The following is a 25,044-nucleotide window of genomic DNA, read 5'->3' on the forward strand; positions in this document are numbered from 1 at the left end:
TCCCAGCAACTGATATGCTCCCCATATAGTAGACAGGTGAAATAATAAAAACCTGTCGCTGTATGGGGAGCATTTTTATGGAACAAAAAAAGTATACAGCACTGGAAAAGTTAACGATTCTCCAAGAAATTGAACGGGGCGACATTGGTTTGAAAGCTGCGGCCCGGAAGTATGGAATATCCAAAAACTCTATAGTGAAGTGGCGGCAACGTTATCAATTGTATGGATACGAAGGGCTGGAAGTCCGAAGCTACAATCGTACGTATTCTGCAGAACTTAAACTCTATGCCGTTAAGGATTATCTCGAGGGAGGATTGTCGCAAAACCAAATCATCTGCAAGTATAAGATTGCAAGTGCAACCCAACTCGCCAACTGGATTAGGAAGTATAATGGTCATAGCAACAGCTTAACAGCTCATTCAGGAGGAACTAAAGCTATGACCAAAGGACGCGTAACCACTTGGCAGGAACGGATAAATATCGTGCTGTACTGCCTTTCGAACGGAGAAGACTATGCGAAGGCGGCAAGCCATTTTCACGTGTCTTACCAACAAGTATATAGCTGGGTAAAGAAGTACGAAGCAGGTGGTGAAGAGGCATTACGAGACGGTAGAGGACGCACCAAAGCGCCTGAAGAACTTACGGAAGCAGATCGCCACAAACTCGCGATGCAAAAGCTGGAATACGAGAATGCACGCCTGCGTGCGGAGAATGCTTTTCTAAAAAAGTTAGAGGAACTCGAAAAGAGGAGGCGTTAAGAACCATTCGCCAGGTGAATATCTACCTGGCCATTCAGGCTGTTCAGCAGGAACAGTCTTGCTCCATTCGGCTTTTGTGTGACATCGCAGGGATTTCACGGTCAAGTTATTACAAATGGTTGAATCGCAAACCCAGTTTTCGAGAGGCTGACAACGAGAAACTGACAGAGGCCATGCTCCTCTTGTATGAGAAGGTGGAACGAACCTTTGGGTATCGCCAATTGACCCTGCATTTGCGCAGACAAATGGATAAATCTATTAACGCAAAGCGAGTGTACCGGCTGATGAGATGCCAAGGTATCCAGTCAGTCATCCGCAGAAAGAGAAAGAAGTATGTAGGCTCCACGCCTCAGCAGGTTGCAGAGAATGTGCTGAACCGTAATTTTGAGGCTGAAGCTCCAAACCAAAAATGGGTAACGGATGTAACGGAATTCAAATACGGCAACGGCAAGAAGGCGTATTTAAGTGCAATAAAAGATCTGTATGACAAGTCCATTGTTGCTTACGTTCTGGGTCATTCCAATAATAATTCGCTAGTTTTTAACACACTGGAATTAGCTTTGCAGGCAGCACCGGAGAGCCGAACCTTACTCCATAGCGACCGTGGTTTCCAGTATACCTCTCTGCATTTTAAGAAGATGCTGGACGATGCAGAACTGAAGCAAAGCATGTCCCGAGTAGGCTGCTGCATTGACAATTCGCCGATGGAATCCTTCTGGGGAACATTGAAATGTGAGAAGTACTACTTACATACCTACCAGACCTTTGAAGAACTCCAAACAGATATTGATACCTACATTCACTTTTATAATAACGAACGGTTACAGGCAAAACTAAACGGCCTCAGTCCCATTGAATTTAGGACTAAGGCCGCTTAAACTACTTTTATTTTTTGTGCTGTCTACTTGACGGGGTGCAGTTCACAACCACTATATGATTGCTGAGACACCCTCTATTAATTTGCAAATCAATACATTCAATTATTTTGCTAGAGCCAGCTTTGTCAGCACACGCTGCTTGACGGACGGATCGCCCTCCACTGCTTTTTCCACATATTCAATAACTACGGAATCATCCGAATTCAAAGTGTCAAGTATGCTCTCCATTCCAGCTGAAATCTCAAAAGCGGTTGGACCTTCTTTTGTCGCAATCTCAACGGAATGACTATCAATTTGTCCGATATAAACGGCTGTCATTTTTATTGTTTTACCTTCAGCTTTTGGAGTAGAACTAGGTTTAGCTGTGCTCGGATTTTCGGTTGGTGTGGCTGTACTTGGGTTCTCAGTGGGTACGGGAGTGCTTGGAGCTTCTGTAGGCTCAGCAGTGCTTGCGCTCTCGGTTGGTGTTGGAGAAGGTGTTGCAGTCGGTTCTCCTGAAGTCTGTGCCGAATTATTCCCACCGCAAGCGGTTAAGGCAAATGTTAAGGCAGCAATCGCTGCTATGGCGGGTAATGAACGTTGTTTTTTCATGTTGAGTGCCTCCTCTATGTGGCGATTATTTTCAAAGTCATCTTCATAAGTATACTCCTATAACGTTAACCACTCTATGAAAGTTTCATATGAAGTAATTTTAGATAACTTCCAGCTTCTATTAGGCATCCGTCGGATGCAGGCTACAGCGGTATTAATACAATAGTGTGAGCCTGATTTATCCCAAAGGAGTGAGCCCCTTGAGAATCGATATCGGCTGTGGATCTAATAAGGAAGCAGGTTATCTCGGGATCGATCGGATCGCGGGTCCTGATGTAGATATTGTCTGTGACATTTGCCAAGAGATTCCTCTCCCTGACAATAGTGCTGAGTTTGTTATGGCTAGCCGTGTACTGCCTTATGTGGACAATTTATTCGCAGCCCTGTCGGAAATTCACAGAATTAGCATCCATAAAGCAGTTGTTTGCATCCTAGCACCCTATGCCCACAGCTTTGCCCATATGTCCAACCCTGCCTTCAAGCAGAAGTTTGACGAATATACCCCCCGGCATTTTACAGGATCCTTCTTCCAGCCTCCATCCGGTCCAGTTTGCCCAGCTATTCCAGACTACCCTGTACCCGCACCACCCTTCGATTATCGGTTGCTGCGGATGGAGTTATTCTATCAGCATCCTTATGAAGATCCGCTTTACGAAACTGAAGAACTAGAAATACTAAAGACCCTTCAAGCAAATGTAGTGCATGAAATCATGTACCATTTTGTCGTAGTCAAGCACAATATCAACGATCAGGAGTTAGAGCTGATGAGCAGAAGCCATTATCCTGAACCTCATGTTCTTGTCGAACGAAGACTTAAATCACAAAACAGACATTTTTTTCTATAATTTTAAGATGGGACATACACTAATACCCATTTTGTGTCATAGGCTAACATACAGGTATTAACTGTGCCGTCCTAGTTATAGGACGGCACACTTTTGATCAAAACCAACCTCGAAGGAGGTGAGAATCATTCCACTAGTCGTACGGGCAACGATCAATGCGACCGGTGCTATCACATTTACCGGCAACACGCTTGGACTTAGCCGCTCCGATACGATCGGAGTGCCAGGAACACTAGACAGCATCGGTGGCTTTACTACTGTTAATACTTCATCAACATTTGGTACCTATCCTAGCGGAACTACTAGTCTTTATACAAGCAACAGTTCAGCAGCCATACTGGTCCTACCCTCAGGCAGTACCGTACTGTATGCGGAGCTAATCTGGGGCGGTACCTATATTAACGGAAATGTAAACCTTAGTTCGGCCATTAACAACCCTGTCTCCTTCATAACCCCTGCCGGCACTACATTCAGTGTTACTCCTGATTCAGCAACGAGCAACGTAGTCGATTTGGGAGGTGGTGCATCGGCATATGTTCGTTCCGCCAACGTGACCAGCATTATCCAACAAGGCGGTGCCGGCACCTACACCACTGGCGGTGTAGTGGGTACGATTGTTATTCCTAGTGATTCCACGGCCAACCATGCAGGCTGGACATTAGGAGTAATCTACCAAAATACAGCCTTACCTTTTCGCAATATGTCCCTTCGGGCAGGTGCAATACTTGTACAGGCAAACTCAGCTCCGGTATCCACTACAATAACTGGATTTGCCACACCCATTACTGGTGCGCTTGGCGGCAGAGCGTTATTCAGCGCGCAGGAGGGGGATGCCAACCGTTCGGGGGATCAGGCATTATTTGGTCCAACCTCTGCTACACTTGTTGCTTTATCGGGACCTAATAACTTTGCCAACAACTTTTTTGCATCGCAGATTAACAATGATGCAGGTAACCTAAACACAACGGGTACCTTTGGAAACCGCAACCAAATAAACGGAAATCCAGGAACCAACATTATCGGTGGTCGCCAAGGCTGGGATATTACCAATGTTGACGTCTCCGCACGGCTGATAAACAATCAATCTTCAGCCGTATTACAATTAACCACCTCAGGCGATGCTTATGTACTCAACGGTAATGCCATACAGGTTGATATCAATGCTCCAAAAATAAACCTCACTAAAAGCGCTAATGTAGCCGGCCCCATAGTCGGTGATACGGTAACTTATACGGTGACTGTCAATAATACAGGAACAGCGGGAGCAGCAAGTGTCGTTTTATCAGATGCGCTGCCGGCAGGATCCACTTTTGTAACTGGAAGCGTAGTTGTTGCTGGTGTCTCCAGACCTACTTTTGATATTACAGCAGGAATCTCACTAGGCTCATTAGCTTTAAGCAGTTCAATAACTGTTACATATCAAGCCAAAGTCACTTCATTACCACCAAGTCCGCAAAATATCGCTAATACCGCTAATGCTGCCTTTACATTTCAAAGTGTAGCCGGAGGCCCTATCATGACTGGGGTCATTCCATCTAATACAGTAACCTTACCTGTATATTCACCCGTCCTTAACATTGTGAAATCAGCCAGTACTACCAATGCTACGGTTGGAGATCAGATCACCTATACCCTTCAAATCACTAACACAGGAAATATCGGCGCGGTAACAACACTTACTGATAATATTCCTTCAGGCAGCTCTTATGTCGCAGGTAGCTTCACCGTCAATGGAAATCCTATCGCCGGTAACCCTGCCACAGGGATTGCTATCGGTACGATTGCCGCCGGTGGCAGTTCTACTGTTCAATTTCGGGTCATCGTGAATAGCCTACCTTCTCCGCCACAGCTGGTCGACCAAGCAAGCGCCGCTTATACGTTTCAAGTTCCAGATGGGCGAACAGTAGCTGGATCTGCCTCGTCCAACATTTTGTCTATTCCAGTTAGAACACCTAATGTTACCGTAGTCAAAAGCGCTGGATTCGCCGACGTAACTGTCGGAGATATACTACTCTACACCTCTGTAATCAGCAACAACGGAATTGCAGCAATTACCAACGTGTCACTCTCAGATACCATCCCTGCGGGTACATCGCTGGTCCCCGGAAGTGTTACCGTCGCCGGTGTGTCACAACCCTCAGCTAATCCTGGAACAGGGATTTCTGTCGGTACCATCGCTCCAGGAAGCTCCGTCGCCGTCACTTTTCAGGTCAACGTTATCTCATTACCCAGCCCCGCTCAGCTATTGAATAAATCTAGCGCCTCTTTTAGCTCGGGTGCTTTTACTGGCATTTCAGTCTCAAACACGACGACAACTCCCGTGTATCAGCCTGTAATCCAAATTGCAAAAAGCTCGAACGTTTCCAGTGCAACTGTAGGCGGCAATATTCTTTATACGTTAAATGTTCAGAATTCTGGAAATATCGGGGCGGCTGTAACCCTGAGCGACAATATTCCTTCAGGAAGCACCTTTGTCTCGGGAAGTGTAACTGTTAACGGTGTTGCTAGACCTGCTGACTCTCCACTTACAGGAATTAACTTAGGTACTTTAGCTTCAGGGGCAGCTGTTCCTGTGACCTTTCTTGTCTCTGTGCAATCTCTGCCTACTCCACCTGTTTTGAATAATCAAGGAAGCAGCAGTTACACCTACCAATTGCCAAGTGGAAGATCATTATCCGGGACCAGTCTGTCCAATACCCTAACCATTCCGGTCTCCGCTCCTAACATTACACTAACCAAAACTGCAAACCTGACTAATGTAGCGGTTGGAGAAAATCTGACTTATTCAGTCGTAGTGTCCAACCCAAGCAGCGTCGCTGTCACCAACGTCGTTGTCTCTGACCCTATTCCTACGGGGGGAGCTTTTGTAGCGGGCAGTGTGACTGTCAACGGTTCGACGGTAGCAGCTGCTAACCCAAGTACAGGTATAGCAATCGGAAGTATCGCCGCGGGCAGCTCTGTCACGGTGTCTTTTAGAGTGAATGTCGCTACCTTGCCAAGTCCAGCACAGTTTACAAACAGAGCCAGCGCCTCCTTCACCTCTGGGGCGTTCACCGGTTCTTCGCTCTCAAACACGATAGTAACACCTGTATTTCAGCCCATCCTTAGTATGGTCAAAAGCGCCAATGCAGCACAGGCATCTGTAGGGGGATCTCTCTCATACTCCATCCTGATCAGCAACACCGGGAATATTGCAGCTACTCTATTAGTAACTGATATCCTGCCACCCCAAGCTGTGTTTGACACGAATAGTGTAATTATTGGCGGAACACCTTTGCCCGGATATAATCCGGCAACTGGCATTCCAGTTGGACCGCTCGCTCCTGGTGACAGTGTCACCGTAAGTTTTCTGGTCACAATCACAGCCCTGCCTCCATCACAAGTATTGCTGAACTCTGCTTCAGCGACATATAATTTCACCCTTCCAGACGGGCGTCAGCTCGGTGGAAATGTAGTGTCCAATACGCTCTCTGTCCCAGTGTCTGCCCCTAACGTCAGTGTTGTAAAAAGCGTAAACGCTGCTACTGCTGTTACTGGTGATATCCTTACCTTTACCTCTGTATTGACCAACAACAGTATTGCAACAGTAAGCAATATCATTCTCAGCGATCCTCTGCCTGAGAATGTAGCTTTCATTCCCGGAACCGTAATTGTAAGTGGCACTCCCCTGCCGCTAGCAGTTCCGTCCGCCGGCATTCCAATCGGTAGTTTGAGCCCTGGCGCCACAGCTACCGTAACATTCGAGGTGAGGATAACAATGCCGATACCATCACAGATTAACAATCAGTCGTCTGTCAGTTTTACATCCGGTGTATTCTCCGGTTCTTCTTCATCTAATATCACAACTACACCAGTTATTCAGCCCCAAATCTCCTTAGTAAAAAGTGCCGCTGATGGAGACGGCGATTTCGATGCTCTAGTCGTCGGTGATTCTGTCATCTACACAGTGATTGTTAGCAACGCAGGTAATTTGGCTGCAAATTTAACACTAACTGATAACATCCCAGCAGGTACTGTCTTCGTTCCTAATAGTGTCATAGTGGGTGGTATGCCTCAACCTGGTTCAACCCCAGATACAGGGATAGCTGTAGGAAATGTCGCTCCTGGTGCCAGTATTGCTGTCAGCTTCACCGTTGATATCATCTCCTTACCTACACCTCAGCAAATTAGTAATCAAGCTTCCGCAAGCTTTACCTTTACTCCGCCTGACGGTAGACCGTTATCTGGGACTGCTGTGTCTAACACTGTCACATTACAAGTCTCTGCTCCTAACATTGTCGTTACCAAGAGCACCACTTCAACATCAGTTGCTGTTGGTGAAACGGTCACTTACAACGTCAATATAACTAATAATGGTATAGAATCTGTTACTAGCGTCTTACTGAGTGATCCTACACCGGCAGGGAGTACTTTTGTAACAGGCAGCGTATCGGTCAACGGAGTTCCATTCCCGAACTTGAGTCCTGCTTCGGGGATATCTATCGGCACTCTAGCAGCCGGTGCTTCAGCGCTGGTTACTTACAGTGTTACTGTTACCCCTGTCCCTCCTACAGCTTCACTCATCAATCAGGCATCCGTTACCTTCACTTCAGGCGTTATTTCAAGCTCCACTTTTTCTAATACTGTTACAGTCCCTGTGTTCCAGCCGAACATTGCCGTAGTCAAGAGTGCTAGTACAGCCAATGCCACGGTTGGCGATTCAGTTAGCTACACACTGACAGTGAGTAACACAGGAAACTATGCTGCTAATTTAACACTGACGGATAATATTCCCGCAGGTACGGCTTTCGTTCCGAATAGTGTGCTCATCAACGGCCTCCCTTTAGCGCAAGCGGATCCTTCCACCGGAATTGCAGCTGGAATAATACAACCTGGAGGAACCACCGTAGTCATTTTCACGGTTGACATCACTTCATTGCCTAGTCCTCAGCAACTGGTCAATCAAGGAACCGCAGCATTCAGCTTCACCTTACCCGACGGACGTACACTTAATGGGTCTGCACTCTCTAACACCGTCACTATTCCTGTCTCCTCACCTAATATTGCTGTAGTTAAAACTACAACCACAACATCAACTACGGTCGGTGACACTATCACCTATTCCATAGCTTTAACTAATAACGGTATTGCCACTGTAAATAATGTGGTCTTCACAGACGCACTTCCTGCTGGTACTACATTTGTGACAGGCAGCGTGCTTGTGGACGGTGTGCCTCGTACAGGAGTTAGCCCATCTACTGGAGTAACCTTAGGCAGCATAGCACCTGGTGTAACCGTAACTGTTGCTTTTACCGTAAATGTAGTTTCACTGCCGGCTACCGGATTGTTAAACAATCAGTCAACGGTCAGTTTCACCTCAGGTGTTGTCTCGAATGTAGCTTTCTCAAATATCGTCTCCACACCTGTCTATCTGCCTATCCTTGCAGCAGTAAAAAGCTCCAATTCAGTCAATGCTACCGTTGGGGATACGATTACTTATACTATCAATGTGACCAACACAGGTAACTACGGTGCTTTAGCAACCCTGAGTGATACCATTCCTGCGGGTACAACGTTTATTCCAAACAGTGTACTCATTCAAGGCGCTCCTGCTCCAGGAGCAGACCCGGCTGCTGGCATACCACTGGGTGTAATCTCCGCGAACGGAAGCCTGTCTGTGATCTTCTCAGTTCTTATCACAACATTGCCGGCAAGCCAACAGCTGCTCAATCAAGCTTCGGTCGCGTTTGCATATACGCTTCCGGATGGACGGACATTTAACAGTTCGATCAATTCCAATACGACAACAATATCAGTATCCTCACCGAACGTTGTCATCACTAAATCTTCGACAGCTACCGATGCCGTTGTTGGCGATACCATCACTTATAATCTCACTGTTACCAACAGTGGAATAGCAAATATCAGTAACGTTAACCTCAGTGATCCAATACCTGCGGGCTCTACCTTTGTCGCTGGCAGTGTGACCGTAGATGGCACTCCACGCCCTAGCGCCAATCCAGCGAGCGGCATCTCGCTCGGCACGCTTGCGCCAGGCGCATCTTTCCAAGTCTCATTCAACACAATTGTCAATGTGCTCCCTAATCCTGCAACGCTTAGTAATCAGGCTTCTGTCAGTTTCACCTCTGGCGCATTTTCAGGCTCCTCATTCTCAAATACACTAGTAATTCCGGTATATCAACCTATTATTGTAGTTGTCAAAGGGGCGGACAGAACCGCCGCAACTGTCGGAGATACGATTACTTACTCCTTGAATGTGACGAATACTGGTAACCTCATCGCAAATGTAGTTATCACCGATACCATCCCTAACGGAGCTGTCTTTGTTCCAAACAGCGTGCTCGTGAATGGGGTACCACAACCAGGATCAGATCCGTCTACAGGCTTAAGTATTGGGTCGGTAGCTCCGGGAAGTACAGTAACAGTAACGATTACCTTACAGGTTACTATTGCGTCCCTGCCTTCACCGCAGCAGTTGGTCAATCAAGCTACAGCAAATTTCACATTCACACCGCCAGATGGACGTTCACTCACGGGCTCCTCTGTCTCAAACGTCCTCATTATCCCTGTATCTTCTCCGGACGTAAGTGTTGTTAAGAGCACTACTTCTATTGATGCGGTTGTTGGCGATATCATTACCTATACGATAGTTGTCACCAACTTAGGGATTTCACCAGTCAATAACGTCATCATGGTTGACCCTATTCCAGCTGGCAGCCAGTTCGTAACGGGAAGCATTACCGTAGATGGAGCCCCTCGTCCTAGTGGCAGTCCGGCTTCGGGAATCGCAATTGGTACAATTGCTGCAGGTGCTTCTTCAACCATTACCTTCCAGGTTCAGGTAGTAGCGTTATGATTCCCGGCTCACGTACCCAACCTGTCGTAACCAATCAATCCATGGTACTCTTCAATTCGGCAGCGGGTGTTGATGGAATTGTCTATTCCAATACCGTTAACACCCCGGTCGTGGGCCCCGTGCTTTCATTGCTGAAGAGTACAGATAAACTCCACGCCTCTTTAGGCGACACTTTGGTGTATACCATTAAAGCCAGTAATAATGGAAATACAGATGCTTTTTTGACGGTGTTTGACATTCTTCCAGAAGGTGTATCCTTTATTTCCAACAGTGTACTCAGAGACGGTGTGCCTCTTCCGGGGGCTACACCGTCTTCAGGCATCCCCCTTGGTTCTATTGCACCGCAGAGTCAAGTGAGCATCGCCTTTCAAGTCGTCATCATTTCGCTGTCGTCTTCCCTAGTGCTGCAAAATAAAGCGCTAGGCCGTTTTTCTTTTTCCACTCCGGAGGGAAGAACCGTTAAGGGTGAGCTTGCGTCTAACTCTGTACTGGTTTCTTTACGCTCCTACCAGCTCTCGACCTCTTTGTCTGCAAGTACTCCGACTTCTTTTATTGGGGATGTAGTAACTTACACCTTGCGACTTACAAATGAAGGCAACAGCCTCTTAACTCAAATCAGTGCAACAATTTCTATTCCGGACGGGACAGTGTTTATTCCAGGCAGTGTCATTGCAGGTGGGATTTATTACCCAGAAGCAGACCCGGCGAAAGGAATATTACTCGGTTCGCTGGACACAGACCTAAGCGTTGATATTACTTTTCGTGTCCGGGTAACAGAGTTTTCTCCCTCGTTAGCCTTGACCAATAGTGCAATTGTCACCTATTCAGTTGATGAGCATACAATTACGACCGAAAGTAACACTGCGGTTGTCTCACTTGTCCAAGCGGGGGTCACCATTAGTAAAAAAGTGGATCATGTTACAGCAGCTCCGGGCGACAATTTGAGATATGAGCTTACGGTAACCAACAACGGGAATCTGGCTGTAAATGCAGTCCTAACAGATGCTATACCTTCAGGTGCTCTTTTCGTATGGGATAGTGTTCTCTTAAATGGAGTGTTGCAAAAAGGTGCACGACCAGCGGAAGGCATCCAGTTAGGTTCTTTAAGAGGCGGAACTACAGCAGTTGTAGTTTTTCAAGTGAGTATACCTGCAGCCATTAACATACATGAAATCGCAGCCGTACAAAACCATGCTAGCGTTCAGTATACCTTTGTGCTTCCAGACGGACGGACCGTACGACAAACCTCTCGTTCCAATACAGTTACCACCTTAGTAGTCACACCTGTCATTTCACTCGTAGTCCATGCAAAACCAACTATTGTAGAAGCAGGAGAGCGAGTCCAATGCTGGATCTCACTAACCAATAGCGGAAATTGGCCTGCGGAAATATCTCTGAATCGGCTAACCCCGGAAAAATGTTTTCTTGATCCCAACAGCATTGTGATTGATGGAGTTCCGAATCCACAATCTTCATTTGCCGGCACCTTGCCGCTGGGGGTAGTTAATGCTGCATCTATGGTTAACATTCATTATTTTGTCCAGGTAAGTGAACAGGTAATGGGTCGTTTCCTTAAGGGCTCCGTGAATGCTCAATACTCTTTCAATATGGATGGACGTGACTACTCTGGCGAAAGTCAATCTAACAGTTATGTGCTGACCGTAGATGAGATCAGTGAATAAGAAATCACATATCCCTCATCCCCATGAATATACTTTAGTTACAACCCCAAAACATCCCCACAAGGTGAGGCTTTGCTCTCTATGCGTACTCAGGTACTTTGCGGGGGATCCAAATATATGCTTTGCAAAAGATTTCTTCAATCAACATTCATATTCCATGGGAGGTGGTCATCCTGTCGCAATCATCCGGTCCCTTTTCCTTCGTAGTCTCAAAAGAAGATTGGTCCCTTCATCGTAAAGGTCATCAGGATCAGGAACGCCATCAGCAAAAGGTCAGAGAAGCCATCAAGGATAATTTGCCTGACCTCGTTACCGAAGAGAATATTATTTTGTCAGGCGGTAAGCAGATTGTGAAGGTTCCGATTCGCAGTCTGGATGAATACCGGATTATTTATAACTTCCGTAAACAGAAGCATGTAGGACAGGGGGACGGAGAAAGCCAGGTCGGAGATGTGCTTGGGCGCGATTCACAATCGGCACAGCCAGGCAAAGGAGAAAAAGCAGGCGATCAGCCCGGTCAAGACACCGTGGAAGCAGAGGTCAATCTGGAAGACCTGGAGGACATTCTATTTCAGGATATGGAATTACCACATTTGAAGCCTAAGAATAAGGAAGAGATCGAGGTCAAATCCATTATTTTTAACGATATTCGTAAAAAAGGGATGATGTCCAACATCGATAAAAAACGTACGCTGCTGGAGAATCTTCGGCGCAATGCAAGCAGCGGCAATCCCGGCATCCACAGTATCAGCCCAGATGATCTGCGCTACAAAACATGGGATGATATTAGAACCCCTCATTCCAATGCGGTCATTATTGCCATGATGGATACGTCAGGTTCGATGGGTTCATTTGAAAAATACTGCGCCCGCAGCTTCTTCTTCTGGATGACCCGTTTTCTGCGCCGCCAGTATGAGAAGGTAGAGATTGTCTTTCTCGCCCACCATACGGAGGCTAAGGAAGTCAGTGAGCATGATTTCTTCACCCGTGGCGAAAGCGGGGGAACGATTTGTTCCTCGGCATATCAGCGAGCGATTGAAATTATCGATAGCCGCTACCCGCCTGCGCAGTACAATATTTATCCATTTCACTTCTCCGATGGTGATAATCTCACCTCCGACAACGAACGTTGCGTGAAGCTGATCGGAGAACTGCTGAAACGAAGCAATATGTTCGGCTACGGTGAGGTGAACCAATACAATCGAAGCAGTACCTTGATGTCAGCTTATCGCCATCTGAAACATGAACAATTCATGCATTACGTCATTAAAGACAAAAAAGAAGTGTATCAGGCGCTGAAGACCTTCTTTAGTCCAAAGGGTACGGTTAATTCTTAATCCCCCACTCCAAAACGCGGGTATCCCAAAAGCCAAAAATGGCTGATGGGACATCCGCGTTTTTGGCGTTGCTCCTTCTTGAACAAAACAACAAACTTCGTAAATTGCGTCATCTAAGGCGAATCGCTTCATCTGGGTCCGTAAGATCGAGGGATGGACGAATAGCGTCACCTGGGTCCGTAAGATCAAGGGATGCGCAGAGTAGTATATTAGGGCAACTGAGGGATTACTGGGGGATCGGCGCTTTCGGACACAGATGACCTTATAAGTAGCTTTAGCGCACATTTGGATTGCTATCGGACCCCATAGCTGCTATAGGCATGAAAAACACCAAAAACGAACCTCATTCTGAGCAATAGCTGCACTGGGGTCCGATAATACGCTCCAAAGGCGATAAATTGCTAAATAGCGTCATCTAGGTCCGCAAGTATCGGGGGATGGGCAAATAGCGTCATCTGGGTCCGAAAGTACCGGGGGATGGACGAATAGCGTCATATGGGACCGCAAGTATCGGGGATGGGCAAATTGCTCATCTGAGTCCGTAAATATCATAGAATGTAGGGCAACTGTGTGGGATTACTGTAGCGCTCGGCGCTACGGTATAGATTAAAAAATAAGCCAGTGAAATTAAACTAACTTTCTTTTTTCAGTTACATAATAACTCCTACTATACACCTAATTTCACAATTTGGATCGGCACCGATAAACTTGTACTCCCCACCCATGTCAGCTTGTTATCGTAAGCTATGACTGCTGTTTTGTTTTTCCCCGCTTAGATTTCCACCATGCAAATAACCTCCAATCTCAAACTCTGGAATGCGGAGGTTATTTATAGTTAAAAAGCTTTCAACGCTACAGCCTAATGAACCTTCTCTCTATCCTTGCCTTTATCAGACTCACCAGCATTTTTGTTCGCTGCTTCCCGGTCCTGCATCATCTCATCCACCGTCTTCACCTTCAGGCGAGCAGCGCCCTCGTTGTTAGCGTTCGTTGGGATAAGCTCTCCTGAAGCCAAACGTTCCTTGGCCCTAGCAATAGCTTCGCTGTATTGAGGCAGCCACTGTTCCCCTGCGACGAGCATCTCATCGACCATCTGCCAGATTTCTTTTGGATTACATACAGCACCAACGAGTGGGTCCATCATAAATGCCTGACGCAACAGCTTATCATCGCCGTGTACAGCTGCTTCAACCGCCAGACGTTGCACTGAAATGCTCACGTTACATACGGCGGCAGGCCCAAGCGGCAATTCACCTACCAATGGCATGGAGATCCCGTTCCGGTCTACATATCCCGGTGCTTCGATAATGGCGTCCTCTGGTAAATTAGAGATTACGCCATTGTTCACTGTATTAAAGTGCCCCCGGTACACTCGTCCCGTTTCCAATCCTTCTATAATATAAGAGCCGTGCTCTTCCCCGCGATTCTCCTTCGTATACTCCAATGCCGGGTCTTTCATCCAGTTTGGAAAATCGGTCTCGAACCAATTCCGACCTTCCGTGCAGACACGCAGATAACCGCCTGTTTCTCCGTTAATCCAGCTCCCCAGATCGATCCAATCCATAATTTCATCACTGCGTTTACGATACCATGGCACGTACTCACTTAAGTGTCCATTGGATTCTGTACTATAGTATCCAAAGCGACGAAGCATATCGATGCGCACTTTTTCCGTACGGCTGAATTCCGGATGTTTCTCAAAAGCCTCTAAAAGACCTTCGGTCAGATCCTTCCCCTCATGACTTGCTGAAATATACCAGGTCTGGTGATTGATGCCCGCACAGATAATATCAACTTCGGATTTCTTAAGCCCATACACATCCGCAATTTGTTGGTGCCCATGCTGTACACCATGACATAGACCGATGGTCCGAACACCACCATATTTATTGCAGGCCCAGGTCAGCATAGCCATCGGGTTCGAATAGTTAAGCAAAAGCACATCCGGTGCTGCCATCTCCCTAATATCACGGCAAATATTCAGCATCTCCGCAATTCCGCGTTGCCCGTACATGATACCTCCCGCACACAGAGTATCTCCCACACACTGATCGACTCCGTATTTTAAGGGAATGTCCACATCCGTAGCAAAGGCTTCAAGCCCACCCATCCGAATAGTACAAAATACGTACTTAGCATCCTTCAGTGCTTCTCTGCGATCCGTTGTCGCCTGAATTTGTATATTTAAACCATTCTCCTTAATATCACGCTGGCATAGCTCCGTGACCATCTCCAGATTGTGGCTGTTAATATCCATAAATGAGACTTCGATATTTTTAAATTCCGGTACAGTTAGTAAGTCCCGCAACAATCCACGGGTAAATCCAATGCTGCCTGCCCCTATAAAAGACACTTTAAATGACATGGTTATCATCCTCCGGTAATGAATTGGTTGTTCCTGTCCATTGTAGCAAGGGACCTGAGGAAAGCGTAACCAATATCATGACCTCTTTTGAAAGAAGGTGTCAAAAATCCTAACCTATCTACTAAAAATCATGCTCTTCATAACTCCAGGCGTGACGCTCAATGGAATTGCGGAATTCTACAGGCGTGCAATCGGCGTATTTTTTAAAAAGAAGGTGAAAATATTGCCTGCTGCTAATTCCTACGTAATCTGCAATTTCAGCAATCGGGATGTCGCTCTGCCCAAGCAGCATCTTCGCCTTCTCCATTCGCAGCATATTCAAGTAATCGCTGAGTGTCCGACCCGTATGGCTCTTAAAAATTCGATGCAAATATCCGGGATGCAGATTTACTGCGGCAGCGATGTCCTTAACCTGAATGTTCTGGTCATAGTTCTGATGCAGAAATTCGATGCTCCGGCGCACATAAAGCTGCGAGGGCTGTTGGCTGGTATGAAGCTGCTCTTGCCGAAGTCTGGATAATCGCAACAGAAGCTCACAAAATAATAAATCAACCATACTTCCCCCCTTCCCGCCGCTCTGATCAAGCTCTAACACAAGTCCCTTTAGAACATGATAGATTTCCTCCGGATCAGGCATTACTAAACTGGAAAAAGGAAGCTGCAGCATTTCTGCGAGCGCCGTTTCTTCACGGGCTAGCTTGCCGACAGAGGGTGCAACCCCTCTATATTCCATGAAGCCAAATTCCACATTTAGCATCCGACAAGGTGCCCCCTCTTCAACAATCAGCCTATGCGGAACATTCGCGTCTAGGATGATCAATTCTCCCCGCTTCAGCCGAACTCTCTCTTCTCCTCCTGAGCTTGGACGGACATCTACGATACAACTTCCTGAGATCAAATACATGATTTCCGTTGAATTATGCTGATGGTAAGACATATTGTAGTTATTCCACTGTTTATAATAGTAAGCAAAAAAATGAGGACTATAATCTCCCTCGATTAAAACCTGCTGAAAAAGACTCCCGCTGGGGCTCAGATTTAAGTTCGTCAATGGATCACTACTTTCTTCATTTATTACTTAATACAAGTGTATCTCTTTAGCCACTTCGAAGACAAGATAACGTCCGATAGCAATCAAATCAACAAAAACGAGCAACTCTCCATTATATTGGAAAATTGCCCGTCTCTATTAGAATAATATTGTCATACTTGAAAAGAAACCAAAGAGTGCTTAAGATCGGCTGCCAAGCCCTCCAGCTTTTCCGATAGGGCAACCAATTCCTCACTAACCGTGAATTGCTGAGATGACATAGAAGCTACCTCCTCCGTCGAAGCAGTGGTTTGCTGGACGATGGAGCTTACGCTGGCCATGGATTCACCGAGTTGACGCTGGAACTCAATCAGTTCGAGGACAGAAGCAGAAGATTCACTAATATGTTTCATGAAATGTTCCATTTCCTCTTTGACACTCGCGAATATCGTTGACGACTCTCTTACAGAAGAGATTTGTTCACGGAACTTAGGAGCGGCTTCATTGATATCCTTAACGGTGTTCTCGATATGTAGACCAATCTCTTCCGTGATCTTGGAGACCGATTGAATCGATTCATTCGACTGGTTAGCGAGCTGCCTGATTTCATCAGCAATCACTATGAACCCTCTACCTGCCGCACCTGCTCTAACTGCTTCTATGGTAGCATTTAGTGCCAAAATATTGGTCTGCTTATTCACAGCAATCATAGGGCTGAGTATACTGCGAATTAAATGAGTGCTTTCTCTGAGCTTAGTAGAATTATCTTGAATTCGATTGATCACCTCTACCGTAGACTCACTCTGCTCTACCAGCAGCTTCATCAGCTCTGTACCTTGATTGCTAACCTCAATGACCCGTTCTGCTGAATGGTCCATCACTGTATTTATTTCCGTCACTTCACTCATTTTGTTGCCGATAATCTCAACATTGTGATAACTGCGTTCGGCTTCAACAGCGAGGCTGGCTGACCCCGCTGCAATCTCACCGGTAGCGGTCGCAACCTCTCTGGCATGGAGGGAGATTGTACTTGATGCTTGTACTAATTGTTCCGAAGTAAGGAGGACCTCATCTGCCGAATTCCCGCTCTGCCTTGCAAGTAAGGAGATCTGCTCCATCATTTTGTTGAAGCTTTGACCCAAGCGGCCAATCTCATCTTTGCCCTTGAAATTGGTTCGTACCTGTAGGTTCCCACGCTCTCCTTCCTCCATCAAGATTGCCAGCTTACCCAGCGGGCGCCCTACCAATCGAACAAGAATATAACCAATTAGCAGTGCTATTAAGGCTGCCGCCAGCACCACAGAAAATGTGATATATAAAAGCTTGTCCGCAGACTTAGTAAAATCACTGACAGGAGCATACCCCATAAGCATCCACTTGGCAGTCGCCAGGGGCTGGTATACAACAAGCTGAGAACTTCCGTTCTCATCCTCCGCTGTAAATGAATGATTTTGCTCTTTCCCTTGTTCTTCTGAAACTTTTATGTAAGAGGATTGACCCAGCTTGGCATGATCCGCACCATACACAATGCTGCCATCCGCACTCAAGATACGAATTTCACCGGTCATCCCAATCTGAAGGTTAGACAGCATTTCAGTCATGGCCTTCCCTTTCACTTCGATTAGCATGTAATACTCCGCTTCGGGATGTAAAAGATTACGTAGCAATCTCCCCATAGTTAAGGATGGCTCAGTATAAGCATCAAAAAAGCCTTTCTCACGAACGGGAAACCAGACTGGCTCTCCTTTAGCTGCGGCAATTTGCTCTAATCTTGCGGAAATGCCTTCATCACTACGAATCCCACTTATGCCAGCAGACTTATAAGATTCTGAGTCTACCAAGCTCTTGGATACCAGCCTGACGCCATACATCCGCTCATCAGACCCTTTTACCAAGTCCAGCTTTCTGCGAATCCGATCTTCAGCACCGGCTTTGTCCACAGTTGTAAGCTCGCCACTATTTATTTTTTCTAAATCACCCTTTAACACAGAGTCGAGTGCAAACTGCCTTGATAGTGCCTCATACTCTGCCAGCACAAAATCCAGCTTGTCCGCTGCCTGAACTACAGATTGTGTGGAGGCTGCAGCAACCTCATTCGTAATGATATTTTTAGCGGCAAAATAGGAAGTCAATCCTAGCACGGAGGATAAGAGAACTATAGAACTAAATAAAATAACGAACAGTTTAACTCCAACAGATTTAAAATATAGAGTCCAGGACTTTTTCATTAAGTTCACTCCCCGTGACGAAATAAGGGTACAGCCCTCCATTTCTGTATAAAGGCTGTACCCTGATCATTTATTAGCATGAAGCGAGCGAATGGGTTTACCCCTTACTAGCTCCTGCTGTCAAGCCATCTACTAGCAGACGTTGCAAGAATACAAACAAAATCATAATTGGAATGGAGATCAAAACCGCACCCGCAGAGAACAAGGTAAAGTTCGTGTTTTGGTTCGTGTTAACCATATCCCACATTCCGACTGCGACCGTCCAGTTCTCCTTCGTCCGCAAAATAAGTCTGGCGAAAATGAAATCCACCCAAGGACCAACAAACTGAGTCAGCGCCATGTAAGTGATCATAGGACGTGACAAGGGTAAGATGATCCGCATAAATATCCCGAAATTACTCGCCCCATCTATTCGAGCCGCCTCATCCAAAGAACGAGGAATCGTATCCAGGAACCCTTTAGCGATAAAGGTCCCACCCAGCGGTGCCCCCGCCGCATAAACGATAATTAACGCAATATGTGTATCCAGCAAATTAAACTCTTTAAGCAGCATATAAATAGCGATCATACTCATAAAACCAGGGAACATACCAAGAATCAATACGGTGGATAACGCTGTTTTACGCGCTTTAAACCGGAATCTGGATACGGCATAACTGGTTAACAAAGTAAGAACTACCCCGATAAGCATCGAGAACACAGCTATTTTCAAGGTATTGGCATACCAAGTCCCAAACATATAGCTGGGTGATGTGAACAATTCTCTGTAATGTGATAAAGTGAATTGCTCGGGAATAAACGTTTTGCTGTACAATGATTTACCAGGTCGGAAGGAAGCTAAGAGAATCCAAAGGGCAGGATAGAGTGCAGCTATCGACAAAGCAATCAAGATAATATAACTACCTGCTAAGCGAATAATGTTCGCGACTTTTCTGCTCATTGGATCATATCCTCCTCTTTAAATGACTTCGTCCGGCGGTAATTGTACAGGGAGAATGAAGCGACAATGATAAAGATAATAATCCCTATTGCCGAAGCCATGTTGTTTTTATTCTGATCAAGCGTTAATTTGTATAACCAGGTTACTAGCAAGTCCGTAGAACCGGCATATTGATAGTCACCATTTACCGGACTACCCCCAGTTAATAGGAAGATTGCGTTAAAGTTGTTGATGTTACCTGCAAACTGCGTAATCAAGGTTGGTGCTGTGGAGAATAATACCATCGGCAACGTTACGATACGGAACTTCTGATAACCCGATGCTCCATCCACCTCAGCAGCTTCATACATATCCCGTGGGATAGTAGTCAGAACGCCCATGATAAGCAGCATAGAAACAGGAATACCTACCCACATATTAACGATAATTACGGTAACCTTAGCCCAGAATGGGTCAGTCAGCCACGGTAATCCATCCAATCCAAAATACCCCATGTATTGATTGATAGGCCCGAATTGACCGTTAAATAAGTTGCGCATGAGCAGAAGCGAGATTAACTGTGGCACCGCGTAAGGCACAATCAGAATTACTCTCCACATTCCTTTGAAGCGAATGCCCTTCTGACTCACCAGCAAAGCGACCAACAGTCCTCCGAAGTATGTAGTAATGGTTGAAAGAACTGCCCATATAATTGTCCATGTTAATACACCATAAAAAGTGTGGCTCCATGTCTTAAGGACCAATAAATTACGAAAGGTCTGAAATCCAACCCAGTCCACCAATTTGGCGGGTGGAAGATGATCAGGTGCGGAATAGTTCGTAAAGGCCAACAGGATCATGAAGATAATAGGCATAATAGTAAAGAATAGAACACCGATACCCGGCAAGACTAGAAACGCTTGAGCAAACTTGTAATCCAGGATATAACGAACACTTTGTTTAAAAGTGTTTGCCTGAAGACCGTTATCACGTTTTTCTCCAATCTTGTAAGCATCTCTGATATTCAAATACCACGCGATAATCAATAGAATAAGAATAAGGATGGTGATCAAGCTTTGGATCATAATATAAATCGAGTGATCACCGGTAACCATCTTGGCGATCCCCTTCACTTTAACCAGACGACTCGGATTCTCTCCTAGTGTTACAATGCCCCATAAGGAGTTGGCAAGATTCTCAATAAAATAAAAAACGGCTACAGCTTCTACGGCTAAATATAATATTCCTTTAACGAATTGGCGGTTATATATTTGTCCCAATCCCATAAAAATCGTCGACAGTATTGCGGCCCTCGTGCGATGTCGTTGCATTTCGCTTCCGTTCTCCTCTCCGAGTGAAAATAAGAAGCTGCCAGCCGCTAAACATGCGGCGGGCAGCTTGATTCACTGTATGCTGTTAAGACAGTGAATTATGATCCTTATTGAGATGCACTGTTATTCAAATCTTTGATTTGTTGTACAGCTTTGTCCATTGCTGCTTTTGGATCCCCATTTTTATCCCAAATTTCTGGAAGGGCAGCATTTACTGGACTCCATACGTTACCCATTTCAGGGATAGAAGGCATCGGTTGGGAGTTCTTAGCTTGTTCTGCAAAAACGGACACATAAGGATCGCTAGAGATCTGTGGATCAAGAAGCGCCTCGTTGTTTGTAGGAACCGAACCAATCGTTTTGTTCAGTAACAGCTGAGCGTCTTTGCTTGAAGCAAAATTCGCATACAATTTAGCAGCATTCGGATATTGAGTAAACGAGTTAACTGCGAAAATTTTAATACCAGAGAATGTAATTGCTGTTTTGCCATTCACTGTAGGGATTGGAGCAATACCAAGGTTGTCACCAAGAGCTTCTTTGTATCCTCCAAGCTCCCATGGACCTGTGATATCCATAGCTACATCACCAGAGTTGAACAAGCTGCGTTTGATATCACTGTTGATATCACCACTCTTAATTGGCAATGCTTCCTTCAATTTCACAAATTCTTTAAGTCCTGCAATTGCGCCATCGTTAGCAAGACCGATATCATCTTTATCCGTACCATCCTTACCGAAGAGGTATCCGCCATCGGATGCGATAAACATGTAGTTGAAGTACACGTTTCCTACTTCCCACATAATTCCATATCTATTTTTCGATTTATCCGTGAATGTTTTGCTGAATGCAAGAACATCATCGAATGATTTAGGTGCTTCTTTAACAAGCGATTTATTGTAGAACAATGCATAAGTTTCTGCTGCTCTTGGGTAACCATACAATTCGCCTTCGTACGAAGATCCGATAATCGAAGCTTCAGTATTGTTAGCTTTTGTTTCTTCACCGAAGACATCGTTAGGAAGAACCAAGCTCGCGCTTGCCGCTTTACCTAAGTTATCGTGAGGGATAAGAATAACGTCTGCCGCTAATCCTGAAGGACCATCTTGAGTAAGCTTAGTTACTTGATCCGGGGGTGCCAATTCTTCAACCTTGACTGGAACGTTATATTTTGCTGTGAACTGTTTAGCAATCTCATCTGCAAAAGGTCTTTCTTCTTTACTTTCCCATACCACTAGAGTTGCGCCATCTTCAGGTACGATTTCATCTGTTACTGCTGCATCTGTGCTCTCTGGCGCTGCAGTCTCTGTAGTAGCGTTGTTAGTAGCTTTTGCTGCGTTGTTGCCCCCGTTATTCGTACTGTTGTTGTTCGAACCGCATGCTGTAACGGACAGAGCCATTGAGAAAGCTGCGGTGATAACCATCATTTTTTTCAATTTCATTACTTTAACCCCTCCCAATTTTTAAAAACGTAAGATGGAAAATAGTAGTGCTGCAATCTGCGCAAACGATTTCAGAAAGGCTAAAAAAAAAGTTCTTCTTTTAGCTTGCTCCTTCTGTATCTGCATTTCACAGGTACGAAAGCGCTTCATTCATGAGTACATCATACAACAGTAACGATTGTTTTTAAAAACGTTTGCATATACTGTATTGGGTCATTTTCCATTAATTGATATACATTATAGGCATATATCTCCATTTTTCACATGATATCTTTTAATTAGTCGATAATTCATGTGTTTAATATTGGAATATCTATTTTATTTGCCCCTAATATGCCACATTTTCTCTATTTCAAGAGATTTCTCATAAATTAACGTTCACAATGCTCGTTTACTTTAGTGAAATTTAGTGCAATGGTTTGAACAAGAGTATTGAAAGCCCTTTTATTCCATGCTATAATCCAAAACGTTAAGAGGCTGTCCAGCATGAAGCACAACATCTCTTGTCTGCCTCCTGTTCTATACAATTAAAAGGCAATGTTACTAATCAAAGGTACAACCTCGGGCAAGCTATTTCGCGGTGGCTGTGCCTCTTTGTTATGTGCTACTCTGCTACTGATTTAGTGCATGTTGCATAAAAAACTGTGCAACCAATAACAATAGCGACATTCTACATTCCACGCGCTCTGTGGAGTATCGTCCGGGAATAGTTTATGCTTTCGATGCGGTTTTGCCGAAGTGTCCGAGGAAGTAGCGCTAACAAAACTTAGCCTATGCTTTCGATGTGGTTTTGCCGAAGTGTTCGAGGAAGTAACGCTAACAAAACTTAGCCTATGCTTTCGATGTGGTTTTGCCGAAGTGTTCGAGGAAGTAACGCTAACAAAACTTTAGGAGGATTTATCATGTTACTGGAAGCAGTGTATCATCGTCCGCGGTTAAATTGGTCTTATGCCTATAATGAAAGTACGATTCACCTGCGTCTACGCGCTAAAAAAGGGGATTTAACCGAAGTGTTCGCCTTTGCTGGAGATAAATATGCTTGGGATACCACAAAAGAGCTAATTCCCATGACCCTCTTCACCTCCGATGCTATGTTTGACTATTGGGAATGTGCTTCAGTACCTCTCTACCGCCGCTTGAAATACGGCTTCTTACTTCAAAAAGATAACGAACGAATTTGGATGACCGAAAGTGACTTTCAAACGGTGCGGCCGGAAAACCCAAACAAGCTGTTCGAATTCCCCTTCATTAACCGCGTTGATGTATTTGCTCCGCCTGCCTGGGTAAAGGACGCTGTTTTTTATCAGATCTTCCCAGAACGCTTTGCAAATGGTGACCCGAGCCTTGATCCGGAAAATGTTCAGCCATGGGGCTCCGAACCAACACCAACCAATTTTTTTGGCGGCGACCTGCAAGGGGTTATTGATCATTTAGATCATCTTAACGAGCTTGGGATCACTGCTATTTATTTCACACCTATCTTTGATGCAACTACTAATCACAAATACGATACAGAAGACTATATGAAAGTCGATCCGCATTTTGGAGATATTGAGACTTTAAAAAAGCTCGTCGATAGCTGCCATAAACGTGGGATTCGTGTCCTGCTAGATGCCGTATTCAATCATTCTGGCAGAACCTTTGCCCCTTTTGTGGATGTTCAAGAAAAAGGAGAGGCTTCCGCCTTTAAAGATTGGTTCCATATTCGCAAGTTTCCACTTCAAATTGAAAACGGTGTCCCTACTTATGACACCTTTGCTTTTGAACCGCTAATGCCAAAGCTAAACACAGAACATCCTGAAGTTAAACAATACTTACTGAAAGTCGCAGAATACTGGATCAAAGAAGTTGGGATCGATGGCTGGCGTCTGGACGTTGCCAATGAAGTGGATCATGATTTCTGGCGGGAATTCCGCAAGGTGGTTAAACGTGCTAATCCTGAGGCTTACATATTGGGAGAAATCTGGCATGAATCTGCACCTTGGCTAGAAGGCGATAAATTTGATGCCGTTATGAACTATCCTTTCACTGACGCTGTCCTTGACTTCTTTGTGCATGGCACTCTTGATGCTGAAGAATTCGCTAATTCCATTGGCAAACAGTTATCGCGCTATCCGCTGCAGGCAAGTGAAGTTGCTTTTAATCTGCTGGACAGCCACGATACTCCACGACTGCTTACGCTGGCTGCTGGAGACAAAAACAAGATGCGATTAGCAGCACTGTTCCAATTCACCTTTATGGGCACTCCCTGCATCTATTACGGTGACGAGATCGGCATGGACGGTGAAGGTGACCCTGGTTGCCGCAAATGCATGGAGTGGAACCCTGAAAAGCAGGATCGTGAGCTCTTCGAGTTCTATCGTCAGCTTATTCAAATACGCAACGATCACCCTGCTCTCCGCACAGGTACATTTACCTTCCTTGAGGCAGGACAACAAGGCAGCAAGCTAGCCTATGAGCGCCGGCTGGATCTGCAGACAATTGTCGTACTAATCAACAGTGAAGAGACCGCTCAGACCTTCCGTATTGACGTAGACGAGCGGGATTGGGAGAACTTGTTTACAGGCGAAACACTGCGCACAGAACGCAGCAAGCTGAACGTGAAGATGCCAGCCTATGGATTCGCAATCCTAAAGGCAATCATCTAAAAGACTTCTTTTCTTCCCACTGCTCAGCCATATAGCATAACAAAACAGGGTATCTCGCAAGCGATAATCGCTTCGGGATACCCTGTTTTCTTTTGGAGAATACTAAAATGCTAACCGCTGCTCTAACTAAAGGGTGC

Annotated in this window: 13 protein-coding genes; 6 read left to right on the top strand and 7 right to left on the bottom strand. The window is 45.5% G+C overall.

The genetic code is table 11. The features are described from left to right. Window positions 1-77 precede the first annotated feature (77 nt). Window positions 78-1,636, top strand: a protein-coding gene (locus tag MHH49_RS01280; protein ID WP_094903917.1) for an IS3 family transposase whose coding sequence is annotated in 2 segments (ribosomal slippage) — window positions 78-711 and window positions 711-1,636 — 1,560 coding nt in all. Because the reading frame shifts where the segments join, the coding sequence is not laid out codon by codon here. Window positions 1,637-1,738: 102 nt separating this feature from the next. Here the strand turns inward: MHH49_RS01280 and MHH49_RS01285 are convergent. After that, window positions 1,739-2,227, bottom strand: coding sequence for a hypothetical protein (locus MHH49_RS01285; protein ID WP_036684361.1), 489 nt, complete (start codon window positions 2,225-2,227; stop codon window positions 1,739-1,741). Window positions 2,228-2,427: 200 nt separating this feature from the next. On the opposite strand from MHH49_RS01285, the gene MHH49_RS01290 reads away from it, so the two are divergent. From MHH49_RS01290 to yhbH, 4 genes are all read left to right on the top strand, one after another. Beyond that, entirely contained in the window at window positions 2,428-3,072 is a 645-nt protein-coding gene (locus MHH49_RS01290) for a methyltransferase domain-containing protein (protein ID WP_051491334.1), read from the top strand. A gap of 118 nt (window positions 3,073-3,190) precedes the next feature. Next, window positions 3,191-9,928 carry a DUF7507 domain-containing protein gene (locus tag MHH49_RS01295; RefSeq protein WP_143763152.1) on the top strand — a complete coding sequence of 2,246 codons (6,738 nt, stop codon included), beginning with the start codon at window positions 3,191-3,193 and terminating at the stop codon, window positions 9,926-9,928. Further along, window positions 9,925-11,610, top strand: coding sequence for a DUF11 domain-containing protein (locus MHH49_RS01300; RefSeq protein WP_076214375.1), 1,686 nt, complete (start codon window positions 9,925-9,927; stop codon window positions 11,608-11,610). The genes MHH49_RS01295 and MHH49_RS01300 overlap by 4 nt, the downstream gene beginning before the upstream one ends. Before the next feature lie 173 nt (window positions 11,611-11,783). Beyond that, on the top strand, window positions 11,784-12,947 hold the full coding sequence (gene yhbH / locus MHH49_RS01305; RefSeq protein WP_036684553.1) for a sporulation protein YhbH: 1,164 nt from the start codon (window positions 11,784-11,786) through the stop codon (window positions 12,945-12,947). 859 nt (window positions 12,948-13,806) lie between these two features. On the opposite strand, the gene MHH49_RS01310 is transcribed toward yhbH, so the two are convergent. The 6 genes from MHH49_RS01310 to MHH49_RS01335 all read right to left on the bottom strand — a co-directional run bounded on the left by MHH49_RS01310 (window position 13,807) and on the right by MHH49_RS01335 (window position 22,259). Beyond that, a complete protein-coding gene (locus MHH49_RS01310; protein WP_038569578.1) occupies window positions 13,807-15,312 on the bottom strand; it encodes an alpha-glucosidase/alpha-galactosidase in 1,506 nt (501 codons plus the stop codon). A gap of 121 nt (window positions 15,313-15,433) precedes the next feature. After that, window positions 15,434-16,348 carry an AraC family transcriptional regulator gene (locus MHH49_RS01315; protein ID WP_036684557.1) on the bottom strand — a complete coding sequence of 305 codons (915 nt, stop codon included), beginning with the start codon at window positions 16,346-16,348 and terminating at the stop codon, window positions 15,434-15,436. A 167-nt stretch (window positions 16,349-16,515) separates the two neighbouring features. Beyond that, on the bottom strand, window positions 16,516-18,570 hold the full coding sequence (locus MHH49_RS01320; RefSeq protein WP_051491335.1) for a methyl-accepting chemotaxis protein: 2,055 nt from the start codon (window positions 18,568-18,570) through the stop codon (window positions 16,516-16,518). A gap of 97 nt (window positions 18,571-18,667) precedes the next feature. Next, a complete protein-coding gene (locus tag MHH49_RS01325) occupies window positions 18,668-19,510 on the bottom strand; it encodes a sugar ABC transporter permease (RefSeq protein ID WP_036684372.1) in 843 nt (280 codons plus the stop codon). After that, window positions 19,507-20,820, bottom strand: coding sequence for a sugar ABC transporter permease (locus MHH49_RS01330; protein ID WP_036684375.1), 1,314 nt, complete (start codon window positions 20,818-20,820; stop codon window positions 19,507-19,509). Before MHH49_RS01330 ends, MHH49_RS01325 begins: the two co-directional genes overlap by 4 nt. Before the next feature lie 107 nt (window positions 20,821-20,927). Next, window positions 20,928-22,259, bottom strand: a complete 1,332-nt coding sequence (locus MHH49_RS01335; RefSeq protein WP_036684378.1) for a sugar ABC transporter substrate-binding protein — start codon at window positions 22,257-22,259, stop codon at window positions 20,928-20,930. Between the two features lie 902 nt (window positions 22,260-23,161). Between MHH49_RS01335 and MHH49_RS01340 the strand changes: the two genes are divergently transcribed. After that, entirely contained in the window at window positions 23,162-24,907 is a 1,746-nt protein-coding gene (locus MHH49_RS01340) for an alpha-glycosidase (protein ID WP_036684381.1), read from the top strand. The last annotated feature ends 137 nt before the right edge of the window (window positions 24,908-25,044 follow it).

This window comes from Paenibacillus sp. FSL F4-0122 (assembly GCF_038002845.1).
GTDB lineage: Bacteria > Bacillota > Bacilli > Paenibacillales > Paenibacillaceae > Paenibacillus_AQ > Paenibacillus_AQ odorifer.